General features: G+C 47.3%; 27 protein-coding genes. 11 read left to right on the top strand and 16 right to left on the bottom strand.

Going from position 1 to position 24,565, the window contains the following annotated elements; all coding sequences use genetic code 11:
• Positions 1 to 77: 77 nt before the first annotated feature.
• Entirely contained in the window at positions 78 to 710 is a 633-nt protein-coding gene (gene catB / locus L9Q39_RS15350) for a type B chloramphenicol O-acetyltransferase (protein ID WP_435532844.1), read from the top strand.
• Between the two features lie 143 nt (positions 711 to 853).
• Here the strand turns inward: catB and L9Q39_RS15345 are convergent, their stop codons facing one another.
• The 13 genes from L9Q39_RS15345 to L9Q39_RS15285 form a co-directional block, all read right to left on the bottom strand.
• Positions 854 to 1,381 carry a chromate transporter gene (locus L9Q39_RS15345; protein ID WP_237485978.1) on the bottom strand — a complete coding sequence of 176 codons (528 nt, stop codon included), beginning with the start codon at positions 1,379 to 1,381 and terminating at the stop codon, positions 854 to 856.
• 2 nt (positions 1,382 to 1,383) lie between these two features.
• Positions 1,384 to 2,010: a chromate transporter gene (locus L9Q39_RS15340; protein WP_237485977.1), complete on the bottom strand. Its 627-nt coding sequence runs from the start codon at positions 2,008 to 2,010 to the stop codon at positions 1,384 to 1,386.
• A 36-nt stretch (positions 2,011 to 2,046) separates the two neighbouring features.
• Positions 2,047 to 2,901: a DUF5718 family protein gene (locus L9Q39_RS15335; protein WP_237485976.1), complete on the bottom strand. Its 855-nt coding sequence runs from the start codon at positions 2,899 to 2,901 to the stop codon at positions 2,047 to 2,049.
• Positions 2,891 to 4,135 (bottom strand): allantoate amidohydrolase, encoded by a 1,245-nt coding sequence (locus L9Q39_RS15330; protein ID WP_237485975.1) that lies wholly within the window; start codon positions 4,133 to 4,135, stop codon positions 2,891 to 2,893. Before L9Q39_RS15330 ends, L9Q39_RS15335 begins: the two co-directional genes overlap by 11 nt.
• 24 nt (positions 4,136 to 4,159) lie before the next feature.
• Entirely contained in the window at positions 4,160 to 5,389 is a 1,230-nt protein-coding gene (locus tag L9Q39_RS15325; RefSeq protein WP_237485974.1) for a pyridoxal-phosphate-dependent aminotransferase family protein, read from the bottom strand.
• Complete coding sequence (locus L9Q39_RS15320) at positions 5,386 to 6,957, bottom strand: gamma-glutamyltransferase family protein (RefSeq protein ID WP_237485973.1); 1,572 nt, start codon at positions 6,955 to 6,957, stop codon at positions 5,386 to 5,388. The genes L9Q39_RS15325 and L9Q39_RS15320 overlap by 4 nt, the downstream gene beginning before the upstream one ends.
• A complete protein-coding gene (locus L9Q39_RS15315; RefSeq protein ID WP_237485972.1) occupies positions 6,957 to 8,138 on the bottom strand; it encodes an amidase in 1,182 nt (393 codons plus the stop codon). Before L9Q39_RS15315 ends, L9Q39_RS15320 begins: the two co-directional genes overlap by 1 nt.
• 36 nt (positions 8,139 to 8,174) lie before the next feature.
• Positions 8,175 to 8,981, bottom strand: a complete 807-nt coding sequence (locus L9Q39_RS15310; protein WP_237485971.1) for a MurR/RpiR family transcriptional regulator — start codon at positions 8,979 to 8,981, stop codon at positions 8,175 to 8,177.
• Positions 8,982 to 9,019: 38 nt separating this feature from the next.
• Positions 9,020 to 9,748, bottom strand: coding sequence for an amino acid ABC transporter ATP-binding protein (locus L9Q39_RS15305; RefSeq protein WP_237485970.1), 729 nt, complete (start codon positions 9,746 to 9,748; stop codon positions 9,020 to 9,022).
• On the bottom strand, positions 9,735 to 10,385 hold the full coding sequence (locus L9Q39_RS15300) for an amino acid ABC transporter permease (RefSeq protein WP_237485969.1): 651 nt from the start codon (positions 10,383 to 10,385) through the stop codon (positions 9,735 to 9,737). The genes L9Q39_RS15305 and L9Q39_RS15300 overlap by 14 nt, the downstream gene beginning before the upstream one ends.
• A 12-nt stretch (positions 10,386 to 10,397) precedes the next feature.
• Positions 10,398 to 11,066, bottom strand: a complete 669-nt coding sequence (locus tag L9Q39_RS15295; protein ID WP_237485968.1) for an amino acid ABC transporter permease — start codon at positions 11,064 to 11,066, stop codon at positions 10,398 to 10,400.
• Positions 11,067 to 11,081: 15 nt separating this feature from the next.
• Positions 11,082 to 11,873: a transporter substrate-binding domain-containing protein gene (locus tag L9Q39_RS15290; RefSeq protein ID WP_237485967.1), complete on the bottom strand. Its 792-nt coding sequence runs from the start codon at positions 11,871 to 11,873 to the stop codon at positions 11,082 to 11,084.
• A gap of 311 nt (positions 11,874 to 12,184) precedes the next feature.
• Positions 12,185 to 13,624, bottom strand: coding sequence for an NCS1 family nucleobase:cation symporter-1 (locus L9Q39_RS15285; protein WP_237485966.1), 1,440 nt, complete (start codon positions 13,622 to 13,624; stop codon positions 12,185 to 12,187).
• Positions 13,625 to 13,985: 361 nt separating this feature from the next.
• On the opposite strand from L9Q39_RS15285, the gene L9Q39_RS15280 reads away from it, so the two are divergent.
• From L9Q39_RS15280 to L9Q39_RS15245, 8 genes are all read left to right on the top strand, one after another.
• The gene (locus L9Q39_RS15280; protein ID WP_237485965.1) at positions 13,986 to 14,663 is read left to right on the top strand and encodes a GntR family transcriptional regulator; all 678 of its coding nucleotides are present in this window, start codon (positions 13,986 to 13,988) and stop codon (positions 14,661 to 14,663) included.
• Positions 14,664 to 14,666: 3 nt separating this feature from the next.
• On the top strand, positions 14,667 to 15,404 hold the full coding sequence (locus tag L9Q39_RS15275; RefSeq protein ID WP_237485964.1) for an aspartate/glutamate racemase family protein: 738 nt from the start codon (positions 14,667 to 14,669) through the stop codon (positions 15,402 to 15,404).
• 48 nt (positions 15,405 to 15,452) lie between these two features.
• Positions 15,453 to 16,394 (top strand): allantoinase PuuE, encoded by a 942-nt coding sequence (gene puuE, locus L9Q39_RS15270; protein ID WP_237485963.1) that lies wholly within the window; start codon positions 15,453 to 15,455, stop codon positions 16,392 to 16,394.
• A 395-nt stretch (positions 16,395 to 16,789) separates the two neighbouring features.
• Positions 16,790 to 17,500: a spondin domain-containing protein gene (locus tag L9Q39_RS15265; RefSeq protein ID WP_237485962.1), complete on the top strand. Its 711-nt coding sequence runs from the start codon at positions 16,790 to 16,792 to the stop codon at positions 17,498 to 17,500.
• Positions 17,501 to 17,509: 9 nt separating this feature from the next.
• Entirely contained in the window at positions 17,510 to 18,208 is a 699-nt protein-coding gene (locus tag L9Q39_RS15260; protein WP_237485961.1) for a spondin domain-containing protein, read from the top strand.
• A 195-nt stretch (positions 18,209 to 18,403) separates the two neighbouring features.
• A complete protein-coding gene (locus L9Q39_RS15255; protein ID WP_237485960.1) occupies positions 18,404 to 19,138 on the top strand; it encodes a response regulator transcription factor in 735 nt (244 codons plus the stop codon).
• A gap of 15 nt (positions 19,139 to 19,153) precedes the next feature.
• Positions 19,154 to 20,539, top strand: coding sequence for a sensor histidine kinase (locus tag L9Q39_RS15250; protein ID WP_237485959.1), 1,386 nt, complete (start codon positions 19,154 to 19,156; stop codon positions 20,537 to 20,539).
• A 47-nt stretch (positions 20,540 to 20,586) separates the two neighbouring features.
• Positions 20,587 to 20,907 carry a YqfO family protein gene (locus tag L9Q39_RS15245; protein WP_237485958.1) on the top strand — a complete coding sequence of 107 codons (321 nt, stop codon included), beginning with the start codon at positions 20,587 to 20,589 and terminating at the stop codon, positions 20,905 to 20,907.
• A 143-nt stretch (positions 20,908 to 21,050) separates the two neighbouring features.
• On the opposite strand, the gene L9Q39_RS15240 is transcribed toward L9Q39_RS15245, so the two are convergent.
• Both L9Q39_RS15240 and L9Q39_RS15235 read right to left on the bottom strand, forming a co-directional pair.
• Positions 21,051 to 21,983: a sodium-dependent bicarbonate transport family permease gene (locus L9Q39_RS15240; RefSeq protein WP_237485957.1), complete on the bottom strand. Its 933-nt coding sequence runs from the start codon at positions 21,981 to 21,983 to the stop codon at positions 21,051 to 21,053.
• Positions 21,977 to 22,213, bottom strand: a complete 237-nt coding sequence (locus tag L9Q39_RS15235; RefSeq protein ID WP_237485956.1) for a hypothetical protein — start codon at positions 22,211 to 22,213, stop codon at positions 21,977 to 21,979. Before L9Q39_RS15235 ends, L9Q39_RS15240 begins: the two co-directional genes overlap by 7 nt.
• A gap of 580 nt (positions 22,214 to 22,793) precedes the next feature.
• Between L9Q39_RS15235 and L9Q39_RS15230 the strand changes: the two genes are divergently transcribed.
• Complete coding sequence (locus tag L9Q39_RS15230; protein ID WP_237485955.1) at positions 22,794 to 23,240, top strand: hypothetical protein; 447 nt, start codon at positions 22,794 to 22,796, stop codon at positions 23,238 to 23,240.
• A 3-nt stretch (positions 23,241 to 23,243) separates the two neighbouring features.
• The gene (locus L9Q39_RS15225; RefSeq protein WP_237485954.1) at positions 23,244 to 23,786 is read left to right on the top strand and encodes a coiled-coil domain-containing protein; all 543 of its coding nucleotides are present in this window, start codon (positions 23,244 to 23,246) and stop codon (positions 23,784 to 23,786) included.
• 210 nt (positions 23,787 to 23,996) lie between these two features.
• Here L9Q39_RS15225 and L9Q39_RS15220 read toward each other — a convergent pair whose 3' ends face one another.
• Positions 23,997 to 24,281 carry a hypothetical protein gene (locus L9Q39_RS15220; protein WP_237485953.1) on the bottom strand — a complete coding sequence of 95 codons (285 nt, stop codon included), beginning with the start codon at positions 24,279 to 24,281 and terminating at the stop codon, positions 23,997 to 23,999.
• Positions 24,282 to 24,565 lie beyond the last annotated feature (284 nt).

Genomic DNA, 24,565 nt, shown 5'->3' with positions numbered 1-24,565 from the left:
TTACTTGTCAGTCGTCCAAATATTCAGGAGCTTACCATAGTGTTTATAAGCGTTATGTTGTTTGCAAGAAAATTGAAATGATGAATTATTTTGAATCGCCTTTTTCGGGAGTACCGCTCCTAGAACAAGTCACCAACCCCAACATTATCGTTGGTAAACACAGCTACTATTCCGGCTATTATCATGGTCACGGCTTTGATGAATGTGCGCGTTATCTCAACCCGGACAGGGATGATGTCGATAAGTTAATCATTGGCAGTTACTGCTCCATTGGTTCTGGTGCTGTGTTTATGATGGCAGGCAACCAAGGTCACCGAAACGATTGGATTAGTACCTTTCCATTTTTCTATCAAGACCATGCGGACTTTGCTGAAGCGCAAGATGGCTTTTTGCGTGCAGGTGACACCGTGATCGGCAACGATGTCTGGATTGGCTCAGAAGCGATGATTATGTCTGGCGTCAACGTAGGACATGGCGCCATTATTGCCAGTCGTGCCGTGGTCACTAAGGATGTCGCGCCTTATGAAGTGGTGGGTTCTAATCCGGCGAAACACATTAAATATCGATTTACCGAAACGGAAATCGCCATGCTGCTAGAGATGGAATGGTGGCACTGGTCAGAATCCACTCTCAAGCACGCGATGAAACATCTTTGCTCCAGTGATATTGCAGGTTTGTATCAATATTGGCAGTCGGAAGTGCGTATATAAGCCTACCTTTGGTCACGCTGCGGTATGAAAAATGGCACATATTTATACTACTTCCTTGCGCCCTTTCCATCAAAAAGCCCATTACATACAAGCCCATTACACATAAGCGCAATGGGCTGTTCATTCACGTTGTTTTGCAACCACTAAAGCAGAATCGCCCCATAGGCTAAACTGGCGCATATCACATAGGTTGGATGAACCTTTAGCTTTTCCAAACAGATGCCAGCGACAACAAACAGCAGCACAAAATGTCCCCAACCTGCTTGTGTGCCTGACAACACCAGTTTGTAGCTCAGCAGTGCCATTAGGGTAAAAATAATCGGCAGAACCCAAGCACTTAACGCTTTGACTTTTGGCGAGTTGCGGTATTTGTACAGCACACCCATCGCGACCAGCATGATGATAATGGTCGGTGCCACCGTGGCAAAAATGGCGATGCATGCCCCTAAAGTCCCGCCCATTTCATAGCCAATATAGCCCGCCATTTTAGTTGCGATAGGTGAAGGTAGTGCGTTACCCAGCGCTAATACTTCAGCAAATTGTGCCGCGTCCATCCACGCATAATGCCCCACCACTTGCGCCTCAATCAGTGGAATGATCGCAGGACCGCCACCGTAACCGACGATGTTGGGAATAAAGAAGGCAAGAAAGATATCAAGATAGATCTGCATAGTTATCCCTTATTGTCTTCTGTGTTTAACTTTTGAGTTGTTTCTGGCTCAAGCTTAGCTTCTTGTTTGGGCTCAGATTCTGGCTTGGGCTTAGACTGGCTTGGCTTGCATAGAACGGCAACGATGACCGCGCCCACCACCAATCCGGGATGAACATTAAGCCAAGCGATCAGCGCTATCGACGCCACGACGCCAAAAGCCATCGCGACCATGCCAAGCGCTTTATGACCTTTTAACAAAAAGTCATAGCTCAGCTTGACCATCATCCAAGTCACTACAGGAATCACCCCTTGCGCCATCCCCGCAACCCAAGGCTTATCACGATATTCGTTAAGCAAACCTAAGCCCGCAATCATCACGATGATAATAGGAATAATGGTCGCAATCACGGCATTAATGCAGCCGATGGTGCCGCCTACTTTATAGCCAATATAGCCTGCCATCTTCGTCGCGATAGGACCCGGCAGCGTATTACCAATGGCGAGAACGTTGGAGAATTCATCATCCGACATCCACTTATAATTATCGACCACTTCCTTATGAACAAGCGGGATCATGGTCGGTCCCCCACCAAACCCAAATATGCCGATGCGGAAAAACGCCGCGGCGAGGTCTTTTTGTTTTTGCATTATATCCTCATACTTCTTAACGCACTGATAAATAAGTTACTTCACTGATTCTTGATCGCTGATCACGCGCTGTCGCAACACTAACTTATGCTGGCAATCGACACTATCTAGCTCGGGTTCTGTTATCTGCGTCTGTATTTCATCAAATTGGTAACGGCGCTGATCATAAAGACAGACGACCATCTCATCACCGTGTTGCAGTTGATGGTCACGGCACGCTTCGGTGTAACTGGGCGCACCAATGGCGACCGTAATAGAACGAGGGCAACCGGCTTGCACCAAGAGTTGACCGATATCATCCAGTACCGATTCATCGCGCTGCTGCGCAATACGCTGAACCAACCAGTCGCACAGTGCCTGAGAAAACACGGTATATTGTGACACCGAGACATCCTCACTGCATTGATGCCACTGCCCTTCGCGCCCCAGAAAACCGCAAATCCGATAGTGTTCCATGCCCTCAATTTGCAGCGAATCAATCGCTATTTGCTGTTCAAGTGCGCCTTTAGACTGTGGTCCCCAATTTTTCTTTTGTGCTAACTTGGTCACGACACGGTTTCTATGGGTTGCGTCGTTAATCAAGCTCAGCGCAAAGGGGCGCAGCTCAGCAACGTCTCCCGCTTGACCATACTCTACCTTAAATCGTACCGCCAACTCAGGTTCCATTTGCGTTACCGCCTCTCGCGACGCAGGCAAACGTAGTTGAACTTGGCAAAAAGGCGCGGTGCCCAGAAAGCTATCATGCCCTTTCACATAAATAGGAAACAGGGCTTTGGGTCCATGCTGTTGCCGTTGATTGGCGCTAAATGCCTTAATCTCACCTGTTTGCGCCAAATAGCCGGGAGAGTTGCCAGCGATCCCCAACACCAAATCGTCACTGCTATTGATCACTTTGGTCACCATAAGCCCTTAACTGAGCCAATAACATCTGCTTGGTACATTCCAGAGCAACCGCCACATCTTCTTGCATCACCGACTCTAACGGGTGATGGCTGATGCCTTTTTCGCAGCGTACAAACAACATACCGACTTCGGTTAAATGCGCCATCGCCAAAGCGTCATGACCCGCACCGCTTGGCAAGAAAGTGACCGATTTATCGGTGACTTTTGCCACCACATCACCCCAAGCTTGCTGCAAACGTTCGCTGCACGGTACGGCTTGCGCCTGATAAAACAGTTGATGGGCAAACGTCAGTCCTCGTTGCTCAGCAATCACACTTAACTCAGTAAGCAGGTCGTCGCACGCTTTCTCAAGGCTATCTTGCTCTAAGCTACGAATATCGAGGGTAAAATTGACCTCGCCGGGGATCACATTGACAGAACCCGACACCACATCGCATTTACCCACCGTCGCCACCAAATTGTGTTGCTTGGCATACGCCTCAATCGCCGAGGTCATCTGCGCAGCGCCACACATGGCATCGGCGCGCATACCAATCGGCACCGTGCCAGCATGTCCCGCCATACCTTTAACGCTCAATTGATAACGCTTCGCCCCAGCAATGCCCGTGACCACACCGACGGCGCGATCAGCGGCTTCCAATACCGGTCCTTGTTCAATATGAACCTCAAGATACGCCAATACCTTTTCGCAGGCTAAGCGATCTTTGCCTGCCTGTTGCGGATCAAGACCAAAGGTTTGCATCGCTTGCGCCATAGAGATCTGTTCGCCATCTTCAATCGCTAACCAGCGCGGGTCGAATATACCCGCCACGGCGCTTGAGCCAATCAAGGTGGTGTCAAATCGTGTGCCTTCTTCATCGGCAAAAGCAACCACATCAATATGAAACGGAAACTCAACGTCTTGCAGCTGTTCCAGCGCCGATATCGCCAATAGAACCCCAAGATTACCGTCGTATTTTCCGGCATCCGCGACCGTGTCGCTGTGAGAGCCGAGGATCAAAATCGGCGCGTCTAGATTGCTGGCGGCTTTGCGTCCCCACTGATTGCCGACGCTATCTTGCCACGTGGTTAAACCTGCGGACGTCATCCAATTCGCCAACTGCTGATGCGCTTGCTTATGTTGCGCGGACAAGTAGGTGCGAGTTAATCCCCCTTGCATAGAGGTAAACTCGGCTAACTTGTCGGCTTGCTGCATAATCCTAAATGCCTTGCTATGATCCATCCGTGTTGTACTCCTTGGCGAGTGTTAAGCGTAATATTCCATCGCTGCAATCACAGCTTGTCCCTGAATGATTTTCGCTTTGTTGCGCACTAGGATGGCTTCCAGCGCCGCTAATGTGGTTAACACCGCTTCTTGACGAGCGTTGTAGCCCATAGTGCCAATGCGCCAGATCTTGCCGTGTAGCGGACCAAACGAGGTGCCGATTTCGATACCAAAGCTGTTCAGTAGCTCTTGACGAACCTTGTCACCGTCCACTTGTTGCGGAATATAAACGCCAACCACGTTATTCATTTTGTAATTTGGGTTACCAAACAGCTCAAGTCCCATAGCTTGCAGACCTCTTGCCATCGCATCACCCGCCGTCTTATGGCGAGAAATCACCTCATCCGCTCCCTCTTCAAGGAACAGTCTGGCGCACTCGCGCGCGGCATATAACATACTGGTCGCTTCGGTGTGATGGTTAAGGCGCTCGGGACCCCAGTAATCCATAATCATGGCAAGGTCGAAATAGTTAGAACGAATAATTTCATCGCTGCCATTTTGGTGATGGTCGGCTTTGATGCCAGCTTCAACGTGCTTGCGGCGATTAATCACTTCAGCACAGTGATCGCTTAACGTGATTGGCGCACTGCCCGATGGCCCACCTAAACACTTTTGTAGCCCTGCCGATACCGCATCAAGATGCCATTCATCGACTTTTAATTCGTTGCCAGCAATAGACGCCGTTGCATCACAGTAGAACAGCACATCGTATTTTTGACATAGCTCGCCAAACTCTTTAAGCGGCTGATTCATGGTGGTTGAGGTGTCGCCCTGTACCGTCGCCAGCAGTTTAGGACCAAAGGCTTTGATCTCTTTTTCGACTAACTCAGCCGGACACACTTCGCCCCACTCAATCTCAATCGTTCGTACCACGGCACCGACACGCTCGGCAATCTCACACAATAGATGCCCAAAGCGACCAATGATCGGGATCAGCACTTTGTCACCGGGTTTCAGCACCGAAACCAGTACCGCTTCAATACCCGAACGCGCCGTTCCATCCACTAGCATGGTTTGTTGATTCTCGGTATGGAACACACCGCGATATAGAGACTGAACTTGAGTCATATAACCCGTCATCACCGGATCGTACTGACCAATCAAAGATTGCGAGATCGCTTGATGAACCCTTGGGTAAGCGTTGATTGGACCCGGTCCCATGAGTAAACGCTGCGGTGGGTTAAGGGTTTCAAACAGTGTATGGGTGGTCATTCTTCTTCTCCTACAAAACTTTCGCCATCGCTGCGTGGATCGCTAGTTGCGGTGGCTTTTCCATGTTTATCGACAGCAATCGCGCCAGCGTGCCCCATTAATTCATTTAAACTGTCGACCTGAGACACTTCGTGTCCCAGGTCAGTCAGTGGTGTTGCGTAGACCGAATAAAGGTCCTCTTCCAAACGCAAATTGTTGCTGCTATCGCCCCATGTTCTGCCCAATAGCCAGCGCGGCAACGAGACCGCTTGCGACAGGGGCATGTTTTGATACAGATGACGACTAAACAGACAAGCTTGCGTCTGTGGTTGCCCCTCGCCTCCCATGGTGCCGTAGACCATGCGCGTGCCATCATTAAGCTCAGCGTAAGCGGGGTTTAGGGTATGAAACGGTTTCTTATTGGCGGCAAGAACGTTGTGGTGCTCCGGATGCAGAGAAAAACTCTTGCCACGCACATTCCACAAAATACCGCTAGAAGGCAGTACCACACCGGAACCAAATTCCCAGTAGATACTTTGAATAAAACTGACCATGGTGCCGTATTGATCGCTCGCCCCCATCCAGACGGTGTCGCCGGGTTTGGCGTGATGTGGCCAAGGCAGTGCTTGCGTCATCGACACTTGATCTGCACAACCACGAATCACCTCTGGCGTCAGATACGTGTCGAGAGGTTGCGACAAATGATCTGGGTCAGTGATCACCTGATCACGAATAATAAACGCTTGTTTGGTTGCTTCGACCAATAGATGAATATGATCGAGTTCGCTGTCGGCTTGCTCGGCCAGTTGATCGTAGATGGCAATAATCAGCAGCGACGCTAAGCCTTGTGTCGGTGCGCCAAGGTTATAAAGCTGTCCCTTTGAGGTTGATACCGTCAATGGCTCTGTAACTACCGCATCGTGCTGATGAAAATCCTCAAGAGTTAATGGACTGCCGAGTTGCGCCAATTCTTGCGCCGCTTGCTGGGCGATCTCGCCGCGGTAGAAGTCATCTAAGCCAACCTGAGCCAAGCGACTCAAGGTGTTTGCCAACGCGACATTACACACCGTATCGCCGACTTTCAGCGGCTGTCCCTCGTTAAGAAACAGTTTGGCAAACTCAGGAAGATGCTGTAATCGCATCAAGGTTTTCTTACTGGCATCAGCCAAGCTTTGCGTGACCTCAATACCTTCTCGCGCCGCTTCAATGGCAGGCGCAAGCAGATCGTGCAGTGACGCAACACCCGCATTAAGTTGCAACGCTTTTTGCCAACCCGAAATGGTGCCAGCCATGGTAATTGAAGCTTCACCGCCACTTTCTGGCAGTTCATCGCCCCGTGTTCGATAGTCATCGACGTCCAGTTGTGACGCCGAACGCCCGCAGGCATCAATCGCCACCGGCGCTTGTCCTTGACGACAAATAAGCCAAAAACCATCACCGCCAATACCGTTCATATGCGGATATTGCACCGCAACCATCGCCGCCGCCGCAACCATGGCTTCACTCGCCGTTCCGCCCTGATCCAGAATGCGCTGACCGACTTGAGCCGCCTCATAATGCGGCGCAGTAAAAGAGGTTTGAAACGTCATTATGCGTCTCCTGTGATTAAGCGGCTTGCCGTGGCAATCAGCGATACTTCACTGTTTGCCGAACCCAGCAGTGAAAATCCTGCCGGACCTTGTGCCAAGCTGTGCAAAGGAATATGTAATTGAGGTAAGCCTGCAAGTCCCGCCAAACTCGTTAATCCCATCAGATCGGAGCGATACTGCGCAAGCTCTGCCTCTGGCATGGTAAGTTTAGGTGGTGCGCCCGGTGTCGTGGGCAACAATAACTGAGCATTTTCATCCGCCAATACGCCTGTCAGCCATTGGGTAAACTCGGCTTGCTGCTTTTGAGCACCAAGGTAATCGTCACGGGTTAATTGGCGTGACCAAGCCACACGCTCTTGAATGGGTGCTGCCAGCGTATGTTGCCACTGTTGCAACCACGCTTCATGGCGTTGGATGATTTCGTAGCCTTGGATGGTTCTAAACATAAAGCTTAATTGCTCCAAACCGTAATCCGCTTCAGCCAACAGCTCTTTCTCTACAAGCTGGATATCCGCCTTGTCCAGCAGATAACTCAGACGCGCTAATCTTTCCGGTCCCATCAATGACTTCATGCGAGTATCGAGCAGTACTCTCGATGCGGCGGAACCTGCTGCTGATTCGCCTCGCAACGTCTGGAATACTTGACTCAAAATCGTCAGTTCACGACTGAAGATGCCCGCGGTATCGAAGCTTTGTGACAAGGTAAAGCTATGCTCAAGAGACAAGCCGCCCAAAGTGGGGCGTAAACCATATAAACCACAATAACTGGCAGGCACGCGAACCGAGCCTCCGGTGTCTGTCCCAATAGCAAAATCCACATCGCCACTCGCCACCGCGACCGCGCTGCCACTTGATGAACCTCCGGGTAACGAATCGGGAGCGACGGGGTTAATAGGCGTACCATAATGGACGTTAATCCCGTTTAAGCTGTAGGCGAGTTCATCCGTCTGAACTCGCCCTTGGCAAAGTGCTCCGTCTGACAGCAGATCTAAAATCAATGGCGTGGTGGATTGGGCGTGATCGTGGCTATCAAGCCATGCCGGATTGCCAGCACCCGTCACATAGCCTTCTACATCAAACAGGTCTTTAAACACAAAACTCAACCCATCCAAGCGACCAGATTGAAGCGGCTCCAGCCGTTCTGGACCTTGTGTGCAATAGACTCGGCGATCCCTTTCCATATTATTGATTCCTTTGTATAGCCAACGTGTTGTTAATTATTCTAATTCGTTCAAAACTGAGTAGGTTTGACTGACCGACTCACTGACCTTTGTCGCTTTGCGTCCCAATTTGTCGTAAACACGGTTGCTCAAATAAGAGATGAGCGCCATCGGTGCGGCATAGCTATCCAGTGGTCGGTCGTTGCCCATTGGGCAAACTAAGGTGCAGGCAGCCTGTGATTGGTAATGAATGCCAGTTTGGTCGGTAATCAACAGCGTTTGATGGCTCGGTAATCGTTCAATCAACTCGGCAAAGCCATGGACACGACGGCGAATACCAATTAATACGATGAAATCTTGCTCATCAATTGAGGCTATATCTTCGCCGATGGTTTGTCCCGGCAATGGCAAGAGATCCACCTGCTGGCGACACTGCAACAGTTGTTGCCTAAAGTGCATAGCGACCGGATAGCTATTGCGATAACCAATCAGTTTGATTCTTTTGCTGTTCATCAAAGCGTCAATGATAGGCTCAAGATCGATGCTTTCAATTTGTGCCCACATGCTTTCTAACGCGGCGAGTTCGGCGTTAAAACCGGTGGCATCCGATAACGTGGCCATCGGTGTGCCTTTATCACGCTCATCGAGCAATTCAGTTCGCAAACAGCCATGATCTTGATAGCCCAATTTACGGATAAAACGACTGACACTCGCCTTGGAGACCGAACACTCTTGAGCAATTTCATTGGTCGACAACATCAAGATCTTTTCTGGATTCACCAGCAAATAGTCGGCGATGCGACGACTATTTTGCGTCAAATCGGCATAATGTTGTGCAATGCGTTCGGTCATAGGGTTGGTCATAAGGTCGCTTTCTCCGTCGGTTTACTTTTTATCTGTCATTAACGAACCGCAGACAGGAACGCTTGTAACTCTGCAGTTTGTGGATCAGCAAATACCGCTTGGCTATCGCCACTTTCCCACACCTTTCCTTGGTTCATAAACACCACGCGATCACCCACATCTCGGGCAAAATTCATTTCGTGGGTCACCAAAATCAGCGTCATGCCCTCGGCTTTTAATTGTTCAAGTACGCGCAGCACTTCACCGACCAATTCGGGATCCAGTGCGGAGGTGATCTCATCACACAGTAATACTTTAGGTGACATCGCCAGAGAGCGAGCAATCGCCACGCGCTGCTGTTGTCCACCGGATAAGTTGCTTGGGTAAGCATCAAACTTGTCGGCTAGACCCACTTTTTCGAGCAGTTCTTGAGCCAGCACTTTGGCTTCTTCACGACTCTTTTTCAGCACCAGCATCGGCGCTAGCATGATATTTTCCCCTGCGGTCTTGTGGGGAAAGAGATTAAAGCTTTGAAACACCATTCCGACGCTGCGACTAAGGATTCGCAACTTGTAGTCATCATCTTCCACTGCCTGACGGTCAACGACGATGGCGCCCTCTTCATAGCTTTCTAAACCATTCAAACAGCGCAGCAAGGTGCTTTTACCAGAACCGCTTCGACCTATAATAGACACCACTTCTCCAGCCTTAACCTTTAGGTCAACGCCTTTCAATACGTGGTTTTCGCCATAATATTTATGGACTTGATCGATACTAACGAGTGACATGGTTTTTATTCTCCAAATAACGAGCGTAAACAGACAGCGGAAAGCACATCATGAAGTAGAGCAACGCGACAAAAGCGAACACTTTAAAAGGTTGAAACGTGGCGTTATTGAGCATCGTGCCCGCTTTGGTGAGCTCGACAAATCCGATAATGGACGCCAACGCGGTTCCTTTAACGATCTGTACCGAAAAGCCAACGGTGGGAGCGATAGAAATCTTAAACGCTTGCGGTGCAATCACATGCTTCATGGTATTAAAATACGTCAATCCCAAGGTCTTTGATGCTTCCCATTGACCTTTAGGTAACGCTTCAATACAGCCGCGCCAGATATCATGGAAGTAGGCGCTGCTAAATAGCGTCAGTGACAAAATTGCCGCCGTCCACGGGCTGACCTCAATACCGATAAGCGATAGCCCGAAAAAGGTCAAAAACAGCTGCATTAATAGCGGAGTGCCTTGAAATAGCTCCACATAAACCTTAATCAACGCAGTGAAAAATGTGTTTTTGGTGCTGTGCAAAAAAGTCAATAACGCCCCTAATGCCCCACCAAAAAGAAACGCCAACAGCGACAGCAATAGTGTCCACCTTGCTGCTAGCAATAAGTTACGTAAAATATCCCAATCAGAAAATTCGACCATGGTATAAACCTCTTACAACGATGGGTTTTTAAAGCTAACTTGCTTAATGGTGGAAAACACAAACCGCATCGCCACTGCGAGCAACAAGTAGATGGCGGCCGTTAACATATAGGATTCAAAGCTCAAAAAGCTTCGAGACTGGGCAAAGTTGGCGGCAAAGGTCAGTTCTTCAAGCGAGATTTGTGATACCACCGCCGAACCCAACATAACGATAATGCACTGACTAACAAGCGCGGGATAAACCCTCTGATAAGCAGGCGACAGCACGATATGGATCAAGGTCTGAGTTTTGGTAAGACCGAGCGCCTTACCCGCTTCCCACTGCCCTTTCGGCGTAGCGTCGATACCCGCTCGAATGATCTCTGCACTGTATGCACCAAGATTTAACACCATGGCCAATACGCCTGCTTCCCACGCATTAAGGCGTAAGCCGAGTGCCGGTAATCCAAAAAAGATAAAAAACAGCTGAACAATAAATGGGGTATTACGCACCAACTCAATGTAGCTCGAACACAGCACTTTGAGCCATTTTGCTCGGCTAGTGCGACCCGCCGCACATAACGTACCGAGCAAAAGCCCTACAACTGTGGACAATACCGTGAGTTTAATCGTGGTCCAGACACCTGCCGCAAACTGCGGCAGGTAAGGAATAAGCCCAGCAAAATCCAATGAATAATTCATACCGAGGTTCCTAACTTAAGCACCTAAATCTGCTGGGAATGAAGCCTTAAGCCATTTCTGAGAAATTGATTCTAGTTTGCCGTCTGATTTTGCTTTGCTGATCAACTCATTGATCGCTTGCTGCAATTCAGTATCGCCTTTCATCACACCGATGTAGCATGGCGAGTTTTTCAGCATAAATTTCACTTCTGGCGCTTTGCTTGGATAACGGTTGGCAATTTCTGTTACCACTAAGTTACCTGTCGCGATAAGGCTAACCTGACCCGAAAGATACGCAGACAGTGTCGCGTTGTTATCTTCATAGCGCTTCAATACTGTGTCACCGGATACCAACTTGCTTAGCTCGATATCTTCAACAGAACCTCTTGTTACGCCAACGGTTTTGCCTTTTAGCTCCGCAGCAGAAGCCACGTTTTCACTACCCTGACCAAAGACACCGAGGAAAAATGGCGCGTAAGGCGCAGTAAAATCGATCGCTTTTTCACGTTCAGCATTTTTACCTAGACTTGAAATCACCAAGTCCACTTTGCGAGTTTGCAGATAAGGAATACGGTTAGCACTGGTTACAGGCACTAAGTCCAACTTAACGCCTAGTTCATCCGCGAGATATTGCGCCATGTCGATATCATAACCTTGCGGTTTGAGGTCGATACCGACAGAGCCAAACGGAGGAAAGTCTTGTGGTACCGCCACTTTAAGGACGCCTTGCTGCTTAATTACATCAAGCTGAGAGGCATTCGCGACCCATGAAGTCACGGCAACAGTACAGGTTAGAGCAACACCCATGATTAATTTGAGTACTTTCATACTTTAAGTCCTTTAATTTATGAAACGATTGAAACATCTAAATTAGATAGTGCAACGAATGTGCCAAAATAAAGTAAATTAAAAGAACCCAGTGTTTATAGGGATTTAGTGCCGACATGAAACAAAATATGTCCAAATTCAGTTAGATAACATGGTCTAATATGGTGCTTCTGCACCAAGTTTGTACAAATACAGCGCTATTCCCTAATCGTGCAATCTCGCCCTATTTAGAAAAATATCCATATGACTTTGATGAATAAAAAAAACAGGTCAGAGCACCAAAGCACTGACCTGTTTTGAAGGGGAAAGGTTTATTGTTGTTTGGCTAGCGAAGACTGTGATGCCCACGCAAGGCGTTTTTCCATGAGAATACGATATACCAAGGCAGAGACAAAGCCACCGATAAATAATGCGTAATTCGCTAATTCAACCACGAAGAAGGTCGCAATAATCGCTACCGCACTGGCGACTAATAACGCATAAACACTGTTCATATTGATGCCGTTTTTATACCAATACTGACCGTTTGGTGATTCCGTATAGAGCGACGGTACGTGAATCTGACTTTTCTTAATAATATAGTAATCAACAATAATAATGCCGTACAGGGGACCAATCATCGCCGCTAATACATCCACGGTATAGTGAATCACTTCTGGATTATTAAATAGATTCCAAGGCGTTAATAACACCGAACCAAAGGCAGCAATAAAACCGCCCATTTTAAAGCTAATTTTTTGCGGCGAGACATTCGAGAAATCAAACGCTGGCGCAACAAAGTTAGCGACAATATTGATGCCTACTGTGGCGAAAATAAAGGTGAGCGCTCCTAATACCGTGATCATCCCTGAATCAAGGCGTTTTACGGTTTCAACCGGATCAACAATCATTTCACCAAACACAGGAATCGACGCGGAAACGATGATGACACTAAATAGAGAAAACAGAATAAAGTTAACCGGTAGACCAAGAATGTTACCAATTTTCAGCTCTTTATAGCTCACACAGTAGCGAGAAAAGTCACTGAAGTTAAGCGTGGGACCCGCAAAGTAACCCGCCACTAAAGCGGTGGCAATCAACATCTGCACAATCGCATCCGAGCCTACTAGGCTTTGTTTGCCAAGGTTGAAACTGATGTTTTCCCAACCCGCGAGGTTAATCATATAGCCACACAGTGCAAACATCGCCAGATAAATCGCCGGACCCGACCAGTCAATGACCTTGCGAATCACGTCCATACCGAACATAAACACAACGGCTTGCAGTATCCACATCGAGGTAAAGCCAACCCAACCAAGGTATGACAAACCAAGGAATGAGTGCTGAGCTAATTGCTCGGTCGACGGAAAGAAGTACAGCAACAAAATAATAAACGAACTCGATGCCAGATAGGTTTGAATACCGTACCAAACCACCGCTATCAAGCCACGGATCACCGCGGGTATATTAGCGCCAAAAACACCAAACGACATACGAGCCACAACCGGAAACGGAACACCCGCTTTCTGACCGGGTTTACCCATTAAATTAGCAAACACCAAAACAATTGAAATACCGGCTAATAAACTAATAAATACCTGAATGCCATTTAAACCTAATGCAAATAAGCTCGCGGCAAATACATAACCACCGACGCTGTGAACATCAGACATCCAGAAAGCAAATATGCTGTACCAACCCCATTTTTGTTTTTGCTCTGGTGCCAGATCTTCATTACTGAGTCTGGGACTTACTGGTAATTCCTTTTCCATCTCTATGTCTCCATTCATAATTGTATACAATCATAAATACAATTAGCATGCCATAATGTTAATCCCTTATTTAATAAGGGTTAAACAATTCTACTGATATAAATAAACCATATAGCTCGCACTGTCGTGACGCAAAGCGCCTCATTCTGGTGCTTAGAAATATAACTTCAACGGTATTTTATCCATAACTAACGATGCGCACCGATAACCAACACGCCAATGACTACAATGACTGAAAATATTGTATACAATTAACCCTTAAGATTGGCTATATTTGGTATACAACTTGCTTTATCCATCTCTATAAAGAAAAAGAAATAACGGGCAGCCCTACCATGTCGAGTGATGAGAATATCGAGTGATGAAAATGTCGAGTGATGAAAAAATCTACCAGCAAATATTAAAAGCCATTGTGGAACATAAATTAGAGCCGGGCGTACGCTTACCGGAAGATAAATTGTCGGAAGCATTTGGCATTAGTCGAACCGGTATTCGAAAAGTTCTACAGCGTTTAGCCCTTGAACGATTCGTTGTGATTCAGCCAAACAAAGGCGCACATGTTAACAACCCGAGTAAGCAAGAAGCAGAAGAGGTTTTAGACAGTCGCATCCTGCTCGAACCACTGATGATTAGCGATATTTTGCGTCATTGGAGCAAAGAAGCTTCTAATCACTTTCGCGATATGGTGAAGGAAGAAAAACAAGCGGATGAAAACGGTGACTTGGCAGCCTCGATACAGCTCACTGCTCGCTTCCACTTTGAGCTCGCGAAACTGGCGAATAACTCGGTATTAGCCGAATTTATCGAACAACTGTGCTATCGCTCGTCACTGATTATTGCTGCTTATGGTTCAAAACACAGCGTGAGTTGCGATTGCGGCGATCACTCGCAACTGCTTGATCTTCTCGATGACAATCAAGCCGACAAAGCCCAGCACTGGATGCAGCATCACTTACAGATGATTAAGTCCTCGCTGCAACTGGATGAAGAACCCGACCCAGAAATTAACTTTCAAACCCTTTTTGCCCAAGTGAATTAAACCATGAAAATCAATCTAGTAAATCCCAATACCTGCCAAGGGATGACCGACAAGATCGCCCTTAGTGCGGCGCAGATCGCTCAGCCTGGCACCGAGATCCGCGCCATCTCACCCGAACATGGTCCCGAAAGTATCGAGTGTGCTTTTGACGAAACCATCGCTGCGGCAGCGCTATTAGAAGAGATCCGTAAAGGCGAACAGCTGGGCGTTGATGCGCATATCATCGCCTGTTTTGGTGATCCCGCGCTGGATGCCGCAAGAGAGATCGCCACTAAGCCGGTGATTGGGATTGCGGGCGCCGCCTTTCAGCTCGCTAGCCTTGTGAGCTACCGATTTGGCGTGGTCACCACCATGACTCGCACCCTGCCAGCCAGCGAACATCTGTTGCAACGTTACGGTTACCAGCATTTGTGCAGCGGTGTGCGTGCCACGGATATTGCGGTTCTCGATCTCGAATCCATTGATCGCGATACCTATAACCAGCTCAAGCATGAGTGTGAACTGGCGATTCAACAAGATGGCGCTGAAGCGATTGTTTTGGGCTGTGCGGGGATGTCCGATCTCGCCAATGAGTTATCCGAGCAGCTCAATGTGCCTGTTATTGATGGCGTGGTCGCGGCCGTCAAATTGGCGGAATCACTCCACCAATTGAATCTCACCACGTCTAAATCGGGTCAATATGCCTCGCCGCTCGCCAAAAAATTTACTGGTCAATATCAACACTGGACTCGACTTGCCTAAGCGCAAGAGTCAGCTTAAAAAAGCATTAAGGAAGATAAGGTTAGCTTTATGGAACAAAACAACCCAAGAGATTATGTCGGTTACGGACGCAATAACGTCCCAGATGCCAATTGGCCCAATAAGGCAAAAGTGGCGGTGCAGTTTGTGCTCAACTACGAAGAAGGTGGAGAAAACTGTGTGCTGCATGGCGACTCGCACTCGGAAACCTTTTTATCTGAAATCGCCAATGCCGACGCCTATCAAGACCGCCATATGAGCATGGAGTCGATGTACGAATATGGCTCAAGAGCGGGCGTCTGGCGTATCCTGAATGAATTTAAACGCCGCGAATTACCCCTCACCGTTTTTGCCGTCGCGACCGCATTGCAACGTAACCCAGAGGTAACGCAAGCCATTGTCGAAGAGGGTCATGAAATCGCCTGTCATGGATTAAAGTGGATTCACTACCAACATATGCCGATAGAGCAAGAACGTGAGCATATGATCCAAGCGCTCGATATTATAGAAAGCCTGACAGGCAAGCGTCCTATTGGCTGGTACACGGGGCGCGATTCTCCCAATACCCGTGCGCTGGTCGCAGAGCAAGATGGGCTGCTTTATGACTCCGATTATTATGGTGACGACCTGCCATTTTGGACACCATTACCCAGCGGTGTCGATAGCGCTGGACAAGCGGTCAATCGCTCACATTTGGTGATTCCTTACACCCTCGATACCAACGATATGCGCTTTTCTTCTCCGTTTGGATTTAGTCACGGCGATGAGTTCTTTCACTATCTTAAAGACCATTTCGATTGTTTATATAGTGAAGGCGCAGATAAACCAAAGATGATGTCAATTGGTCTGCATTGCCGAATCATTGGCAAACCGAGTCGCTTTATGGCGCTGAAACGCTTCTTAGATTATGTGCAAAGCCATGAACATGTTTGGGTGGCGACCCGAGAGCAGATCGCCAATCATTGGATTGAGCAACACCCGCCAAGCAACTAATTTCAACCTGCAATCCTTGGAGGTGGGAGGGATTCTGTCCACCTCCAGTTGGTGATTCCCAGTCTCTCACTTGAACAATTGTCGCTGAGCGTTCATCCTTAACCAGTCATCCTTGACAGATCATCCATCCTTGACACTCTTCCTTAACTAATTTTCCTGTTTATCAACTAAAAATCAACACGTTACAAAAAGACGAAATCCTTTGAGAATTTTGTGAGAATTTCGTGACCCTGCTAATAGATTCAAGCTTCATCATTAATCACATCGACACCAACAACCCGTTATGAACGCTCGTTTATGACCGTTCATTTATAAAAAGCAAAACCACCAAGATGGATTGGGTGCAGTATGCCAAAAAACTTGGGATCACAACTCGCAAATAGGATGGATTCAAGATGAAACAATGTAAGTCGCTAAACTCACGACACCTCGGAAAGAAATTAGGGCTAGTCGCCACCTCGACCGCACTGCTTTTGGGCGCAAGCCAACTGCACGCCGCCGAACTCGAAGTCACCATAACCAACGCCACGAAGGGCATCTACTTTACTCCGCTTATCGTCGCGGCTCACGACTCGGATCTCTATATGTTCCGCACTGGTGAGCAAGCCTCTAGCGAACTGCAATCCATGGCGGAAGGCGGGGATATTTCGGGATTATCCAGCGTAATTAGCAATGCTGGCGGTGTGGTGGTTGAAAACCCCGCCTCTGGTCCATTAGATCCCGGTGCGACCACCACCTTTTCTATTGATAGCGGCGAGTTTGGCTATCTCTCCCTCAGCGCGATGTTGCTGCCAACCAATGATGGTTTTGTCGGCTTAGACAGCTGGGCAATTCCAGAGCAAGCCGGCACCTACACCACGACACTGCGCGGCTATGATGCCGGCACCGAAGCCAATGACGAACTGGCGTCAAGCATTCCTAACCCGCCATTTCTGACCTTTGGCGCTAATGGCACTGGGGTCGAAACCAGCATCAGCAATGACAAGGTTCACGTCCATCCGGGTAATATTGGCGATGCTGACGCAACCGCCGGTATCAGTGACTTGGACAACGCAAGCCATCGCTGGTTAAACCCAGTGGCGACCATCACCATCGTGGTTAAATAGGAGGTCGTGATGAAATTACCCATCTTAACCGCAGCGATAGCCGCAGCTCTGCTCGTCGGTTGTAGCGATGACGACAATGACAGCAGTTCAACACGCAGCAGCGATGAGGCTCAATATCGAATCTCGTTTATTAATCTGACTCCTAACCAGCCAATGTCGCCATTAGCCATTGTCACCCATAACGAAGATTTCTCTCTGTTTACCGTCGGTTCCAGTGCCTCAGTAGAGTTGGAACACCTTGCCGAAGGGGGCAGTAATGCTGAGGTCATCGCCTTGATGAACAGTGATAGCAATGTCGATTTCGCCGTCTCAGGAAACGGTCTGGTGATGCCTGGCGCGAGTGATGAAGTAACCGTTACCGTCAGTTCCGGTTATCTATCGCTGGCCTCGATGTTGGTCAATACCAATGACGCGTTCGTGGGGGAAACCGGACTGTCTTTGATGTCTCTTTCGGTTGGTGAAAGCTACCAAATGACCATGAATGTGTGGGATTCCGGAACGGAGCTAAATGATGAGCTGGCTTCCACCATTCCCGGTCCAGCAGGTGGCGGAGAAGGCTTTAATTCGGCTCGCAATGACACTAGTGACATTGTCACCTTTCATTCCGGCGTCATTTCTGCCGATGATGGACTCGCGAGCTCAGCACTTAGCGCCAACCACCGATTTGTTAACCCCGGTGCGCAAATCACCATTACTCGTCTCGATTAAAACCCGTTGCGATGTAATCGACAGCTAAGGTAATCGACCGTCAAGTGAATCGAAAGCTAACGTTGACGCAGTAAGTGACCCAATACTCTGCCCTTGTATTGGGTCACTTTGTCAATAATTGCTCGCGATTTGAAACTAATTTCTGTTTGCTCCGGTCTTGTGTTCAGTGTGGCTCTAATCACAAGGACAATTACCATGACAATGCAAGCAGCCAATTCCATGGCGCACATCTTGTTGGTTGAAGATGATGACGATCTGGCAGAGCTTATTCAGATGCAATTAAAGTTTCAGGGTCACCAAGTGGTAAGAGTGACGAATATTCGCGATGCCGAGAGCGAATTTAGCCAACAACCATTTGATATTGTGGTATTAGATCGCGGTCTTCCTGATGGCGATGGGCTGACGTTTTGCCAGCAATTACGCCAGCATCAACATTGGCAACCCGTGCTTATGCTGACCGCAAGAGATTGCGAAATGGATAAAGTCGCTGGCTTAGAAGCGGGGGTCGATGATTACATGACCAAGCCGTTTAGCGTGCTTGAGTTTCAGGCAAGGGTTCGCAATGTGCTGCGTCGCGTTGCCCAACTCTCCTCCCTTGACGAGCCCCAAGCCGAGCAAGAGAACCGCATGGTATTTGGTCCTTTGCAGATTGTTCCTGAGCGACATCAAGTCTCGCTCCAAGATCGACAGATCACCCTGACCGCCACCGAGTTTACGCTACTGCGATTTTTAGCCTCGCGACCGGGACGCGTTTACAGCAAGGACGAACTGTTAGACCACGTCTGGCAAACCAATCATAGCGGCTATCATCATACGGTTTGTAGCACCATCAATCGCTTACGTGGCAAGTTGACATTGGAACAAAGCGAGCATCATTTTATTCAAACTGTCTGGGGAGTGGGCTATAAATTTCAGCCCCTTCCTCATTAACTTAAGGTGAGGCTTATGGCTAAAACCACCAGCTTTAAATTTCGCTTAGTCATGTTTACCAGCGTCTGGTTTCTGGTTGCAGTGATTGCTATCGCCCTGACCTACAACTGGCAAAAACAGACCATTGAACAGCGAACTAAACAGAGCCTGCACCAATATCTTGCCAGCCATATGCGCGATGATAATCCGCTGATGATTGGCACCGACTATAACCCTAAAGCGCTGAAATCCATATTCCACACTCTGATGCTGATGGGGCCGGATTTTGAAATCTATTTTCTCGATAGCCAAGGGAAAATCACCACCCACGCAGCGCCCGACGATGCGCCGATGATGGATCATGTCGATCTGGCACCGATTCATCAGTTTCTAGACCAAGCCCCCTTTCCTATCCTTGGCGACGATCCGAGAAACCCAGAGCAACATAAAGTGTTTTCTGTTGCGGCGATTGAAGAGTTAGGCTCTACCGTTGGCTATCTGTATGTGGTGATTGGCAGCACCAAACACAGCGCGATTGCCGATGCGCAGGTCGATACCCCTTACCTCGCCCTCGGCGGGTTGGTTTTGCTCTCAATCTTGGGTTTTGCGGTGGGCAGCTATGCGCTGGTGAAAATGAGCCTTCTTAATCCGATTCATAGAGTCACGCAGCAACTCGAACAACAAGCCGAGCATGACTTTCGCTTAAAGCCCGATTTCAGCGACCAAGTGCCGGAACTCGTGCCGATTGCGCGTTCCTATCAATTAATGGCGAAATATATTCAGCAGCAGTTCTTACAACTGCAATATCAATCATCCAAGCGTCGACAAGATCTATTGCAACTGAGCCATGATCTCAAAACGCCGCTATCCAGCGTACTGGGTTATTTGGAAACGTGGCGCATCCAGCACCACAGCGACGACCCTCTGATTGAGGTCGCGTTTCGAAATTGCCAAAAGCTGTCGACGCAACTGCATCAGATGTTAGAGTCAGCAAGAGAGTCAGATGCTGCACCTGAATATCAACCCACTCCGATAGAGTTTGCCAGCGTGGTTCAAGAGTGTGCCGAGACCATGCAAGCCGCCTTTAGCCAACAGCAACGCAGCCTCACCTTAGAGGTGGACAACAATCTGAGCACAGTCGGAGACAAAGGCTTACTAGAGCGAGCGATACTGAATCTGTTAGAGAACGCCTTAAGACATAGCCCGTTAGATTCCGAAGTGATCTGCCGAGCGCACTTGAATCCGAGCAACGCTTTGATTGAGTTTTCATTACACAATAAGGTCGATCACCAAGCGCAAAGCGGCGCGCTGGGTATCGGCACCAAGATCGTTCAATCGATCCTTATGCTGCATCATAGCTATCTACAAACCGACGCCAGAGAAACAGAGTACTTGCAATCTTTTGCGCTCAAGGCAGTATGAGAAGATTAACCAAGCTAAGTCCAAGCTTTAATCGTCGAGTTTAGATCATGAAGAAAATTGTATTTTTTGTACCAGTGAACGATGCCGAAGCAGTAAAAAACGCCGTATTTGACGCCGGAGCCGGTCGCATTGGCGACTATGACCGCTGCTGCTTTCAACTCGAAGGACAAGGGCAGTTTCGTCCTTTAGCTGGCGCTAACCCACATATCGGTTCCCACGGCGAAGTGGAAAAAGTGCGCGAGTTACGAGTCGAATTAGTGTGCGAAGACCACCTCGTCAAAACCAGTATTGAAGCCTTGCTGGCTGCGCATCCTTATGAAGAGGTCGCGTTTGAAGTCATGGAGATATTGGATTGGCAGACTCTGTGACAAAGGGATCTGTGACAAGCGAGATGGGACAACTATCTTGAAAAGCGCCAAAGATAGTGACAATGGCAGTCGATCCCCATTGTCACCAAGCAAAGTTCACCGATGCGCGTTGCATTGTTTGTTCTATACCACAATCCCCCCGACTACGCCGTGATATATTGACCCAGCGCGATAAAGAAAGGCACACCCAGTAACACGTTAAACGGAAAAGTGATCCCCAGTGAAGTGGTGATCGACATACCTGCATTGGCTTCTGGCAAACTCTCTTTCATGGCAGCAGGCACCGCAATATAAGAGGCACTTGCGCCCAGCACCGCCATTAATGCAATACCACCCGCACTCAAGTTAAGCATCCAGCCCAACGCCGTCCCCGCCAGACCGCCTAGCATCGGCATCAACATCGCAAAGCTCACCAAGAACAGACTGTGTTTTTTCAGCGTCGACAATTGCTCACCCGCCACCATCCCCATTTTTAACAGAAACAGCGCCAATACGCCGGAAAACAGCTCAATAAACAGCGGCGACAACTTCTCAACACTGTTGCCTCCTAAGTAGCCAATAAGCAAGCTGCCCAACATCAGTAAAATACTTTGGTTCGCCACCAGTTCATGTTTAATAAATTTGGCGTTAATAATCTTAAGGCTGCCCTTGGCAAGAACCAAACCGACCACAATAGCGGGCATCTCAAGCAACACCACAAACAGTGGAAAATACGCCTCATATTGAATATTGTTGGCTTCCAGCAGCGCCACCGCCACGGCATAGGTCGCAACACTAACCGAGCCATAGTGCGCAGCAACCGCTCCCGCGTTAATGCGGTCTAAGCCACCAAAATACCTAAGTAAAGGAAACGCGATTAGAGGCAGCAACAATCCAAATACGATGACAGCGCCCCCCATCAGAACTAGCTGCGGATCGATATGCTTCTGTAACGCCAAGCCTCCCTTTAAGCCAATCGCAATCATTAGAAATAGGCTTAGCGATTTATAAAGGCTCTCCGGAAAAGCCAGCTTTGCCCCGAGCAGTTGACTCACAGCACCAAGAATAAAAAAGGCAACAACAGCATCCATCACCATGACGACTTATCCCCAACCATAATGGCTGAGTCGCCCGTCTGATGACTAGGTCGAGAGTTTCGCCACATCTGTATCGACACCATCCCCGACAGCCCAGCAGCCACAAAAGCAAACCCCATAGACTGCATTCCCATTGCCTGCCCCATTACAAAAAACACCAATAACGTTAAAGTTGTCATCACTGGTAGAACAAGCTGCCTACAACGCATATCTTTTTCTTTTAACTGCATCATTACCTCCAAAAACCGCCCATGTAGGGTAATCAAGATTGAAGTTAGATAAAAATAGATATTAATTATGATTTACATAGAGGATTATCTAATCATCAATTTGCTCGGATGGAAGTGGCTTGGCTTGGCGTCACGGTGATATGTTTATATTGGAACCGTTTGGTAGCTTGAGGATTTGCTGGTGGTGGGGTTAAGGCGGAGGGTGAAAGTTTGAAGGTCAAGCATGGTGGGTATTCGCGTGTTGTCGCTTATTTTTGGATACTTCTGTGTTACGAATGGGGAAGGCATTAATCCATTTTGTATGAAAAAATGTATGGCAAAACCCTACCTTTTAGTCGACCTTGATGAATCATCACTGCGACATTAAGTCGTTTCATTGATATTGCGGTCTACTCCCCTTGTTGTTGAGCTATGACCAATATATCGAGATTATTAGCATATGAGCACAAGGCTAATGTCACACTAGAACTAAAGCAAATTTGCCTACACCTATGTTATGAACTAGCGTTAATACAATTAGGAAAGAAAAAACGATTTTTTGTAATTTATGCAATTAGTTACAAAAACAAGGAAATGTGTAATGAAATACATGCTGATTTTCACCTTGCTAATTACGCCTTTTTATAGTTGGTCAAACGATACTATCACACTGAAAATCTTGGATAGCTTTGACCAAAAACACTTCACTCAAGCAAATGGTGTCGCTAGTGTAAAAACAAACAACGGCATCGTAAAAATATGGGCTTGGGTTAAATTTAGCTCCAAAACACCTTTAATAAAAGAACAGAAGTATTACTTTGAATGGGAATACCACGATGGTAATGGCACTATAAAGTTAGAGAACCACACTGATAATGCCGATGTCTATACCCGTCAAAGACGAGAAGATCGAATTGATGATTACACATGGCTCGTAAAAAGAATTTGGCCAGTCAACAAGGGGAAGTATACCTTCAAGGTTAAAGTTTTCGATCCTAGTTCTCAAAAACTTGCAACTTTAAAATCCTCAACAATTTATGTGGAGTAGAAAATGAAAAAAATAGTACTTTCATTTTTCATTCTAGTATTTTCGTTCACCAGTTTTGCTAATCAGGATGAAAACCAACTTTTACTAAATCAGCTTGATCAAACTCAAATAAAGTTAGAGCGCGATATTCAATCCCTGGATTCAAATTTAAAGGATCTTGAGAATCGCGTGATTCGCTTTAACAAAAACATCTCTCAGATCAATAGTATTAAAGACGGTGTAGACGAAAAGCATAAAGAAATTGCTTCCGTCGAGGCTAAGTATCACAATATTTTTGAACAAATTAGTGAACAAAAGTCGCAGAATAGTCGTTTAAATGAAAAAATAAATAGCTTAGAAAAAGAAATTATTCGTATTCAGGGAGAAATCGGTTCTTCCGAACAACTTATTGCTTGGATAACGGTAATAGTGTCCATTATTATCGTGCTAATTGGGCTCTTTTTCTCCAAGCTATTTTTAAATTTGTATACTAATTATCATGTGGTCTGCTCTCATTTACCAAAAGATGTATTAGATAAAGCTGAAGGTCGTTTTTCAAAGGAATAGCAAATTATATCTGACGAAATCAGGGCAGGCAGAACAAGCTGCTTGAGCAACTTTTCGTATCCCAAACCATCAAAGATTACCGCTGTCAGCGGTGGTCGTTTTTTACGGGACTGGAGAATTGCCGTGCGTTGCACAATGACCTTGTTGGAAAGACCTAACCGCATATGAATGCTACGGTTAGAGCGTGTTCACGGTTATTAGAAATAACCTCTAAGATTTGCTTTGACGAATCCACTTCCACAAAGCTACCAACCCCATGATAAGAGTGTAGGAAACACCCGCTTTCGCTTGTTCCTGACTAACTCGGGAAAAATTGCAGTTATACTTTTCTACAGCCTCTTGTGCACTATCAGCCACAACTGGGGCTCCATCTAGTTCAAACCGTTGCTCGATCAACGCTTGCTTATTAATGATGTAATCTTTTGAATCCACATCTAAATACGTAAAGTCGGTTATTTGATTATATGGATAAGTAAAGAACTGGTATCTAGACATAGAACCTCCGATGTTTACCAACTATCTTTTATTGATAATTTGTTATATATCAGAACATTAACTAAACATTATAATGGTTGATTCTTCAAGTACTCGTCAAGTAAATAAAATTTAAAACTTGTCTTTTGCAAGCCCGAATAAACCTCGATATGTACAAGGTAACTGTCTCCAGTTTCTGTGTCGAATAGAAATTCAATTGTAAGAAACCACCACAAAAAACTCTCTACACACATATCTTTATCCTTTAACTGCATCATTAATCCCAGTAAACCAACCGCGCAGGG

This window comes from Vibrio hippocampi (assembly GCF_921292975.1).
Taxonomy (GTDB): Bacteria; Pseudomonadota; Gammaproteobacteria; order Enterobacterales; family Vibrionaceae; genus Vibrio; species Vibrio hippocampi.
This window is presented reverse-complemented; position numbering and strand designations above follow the sequence as displayed.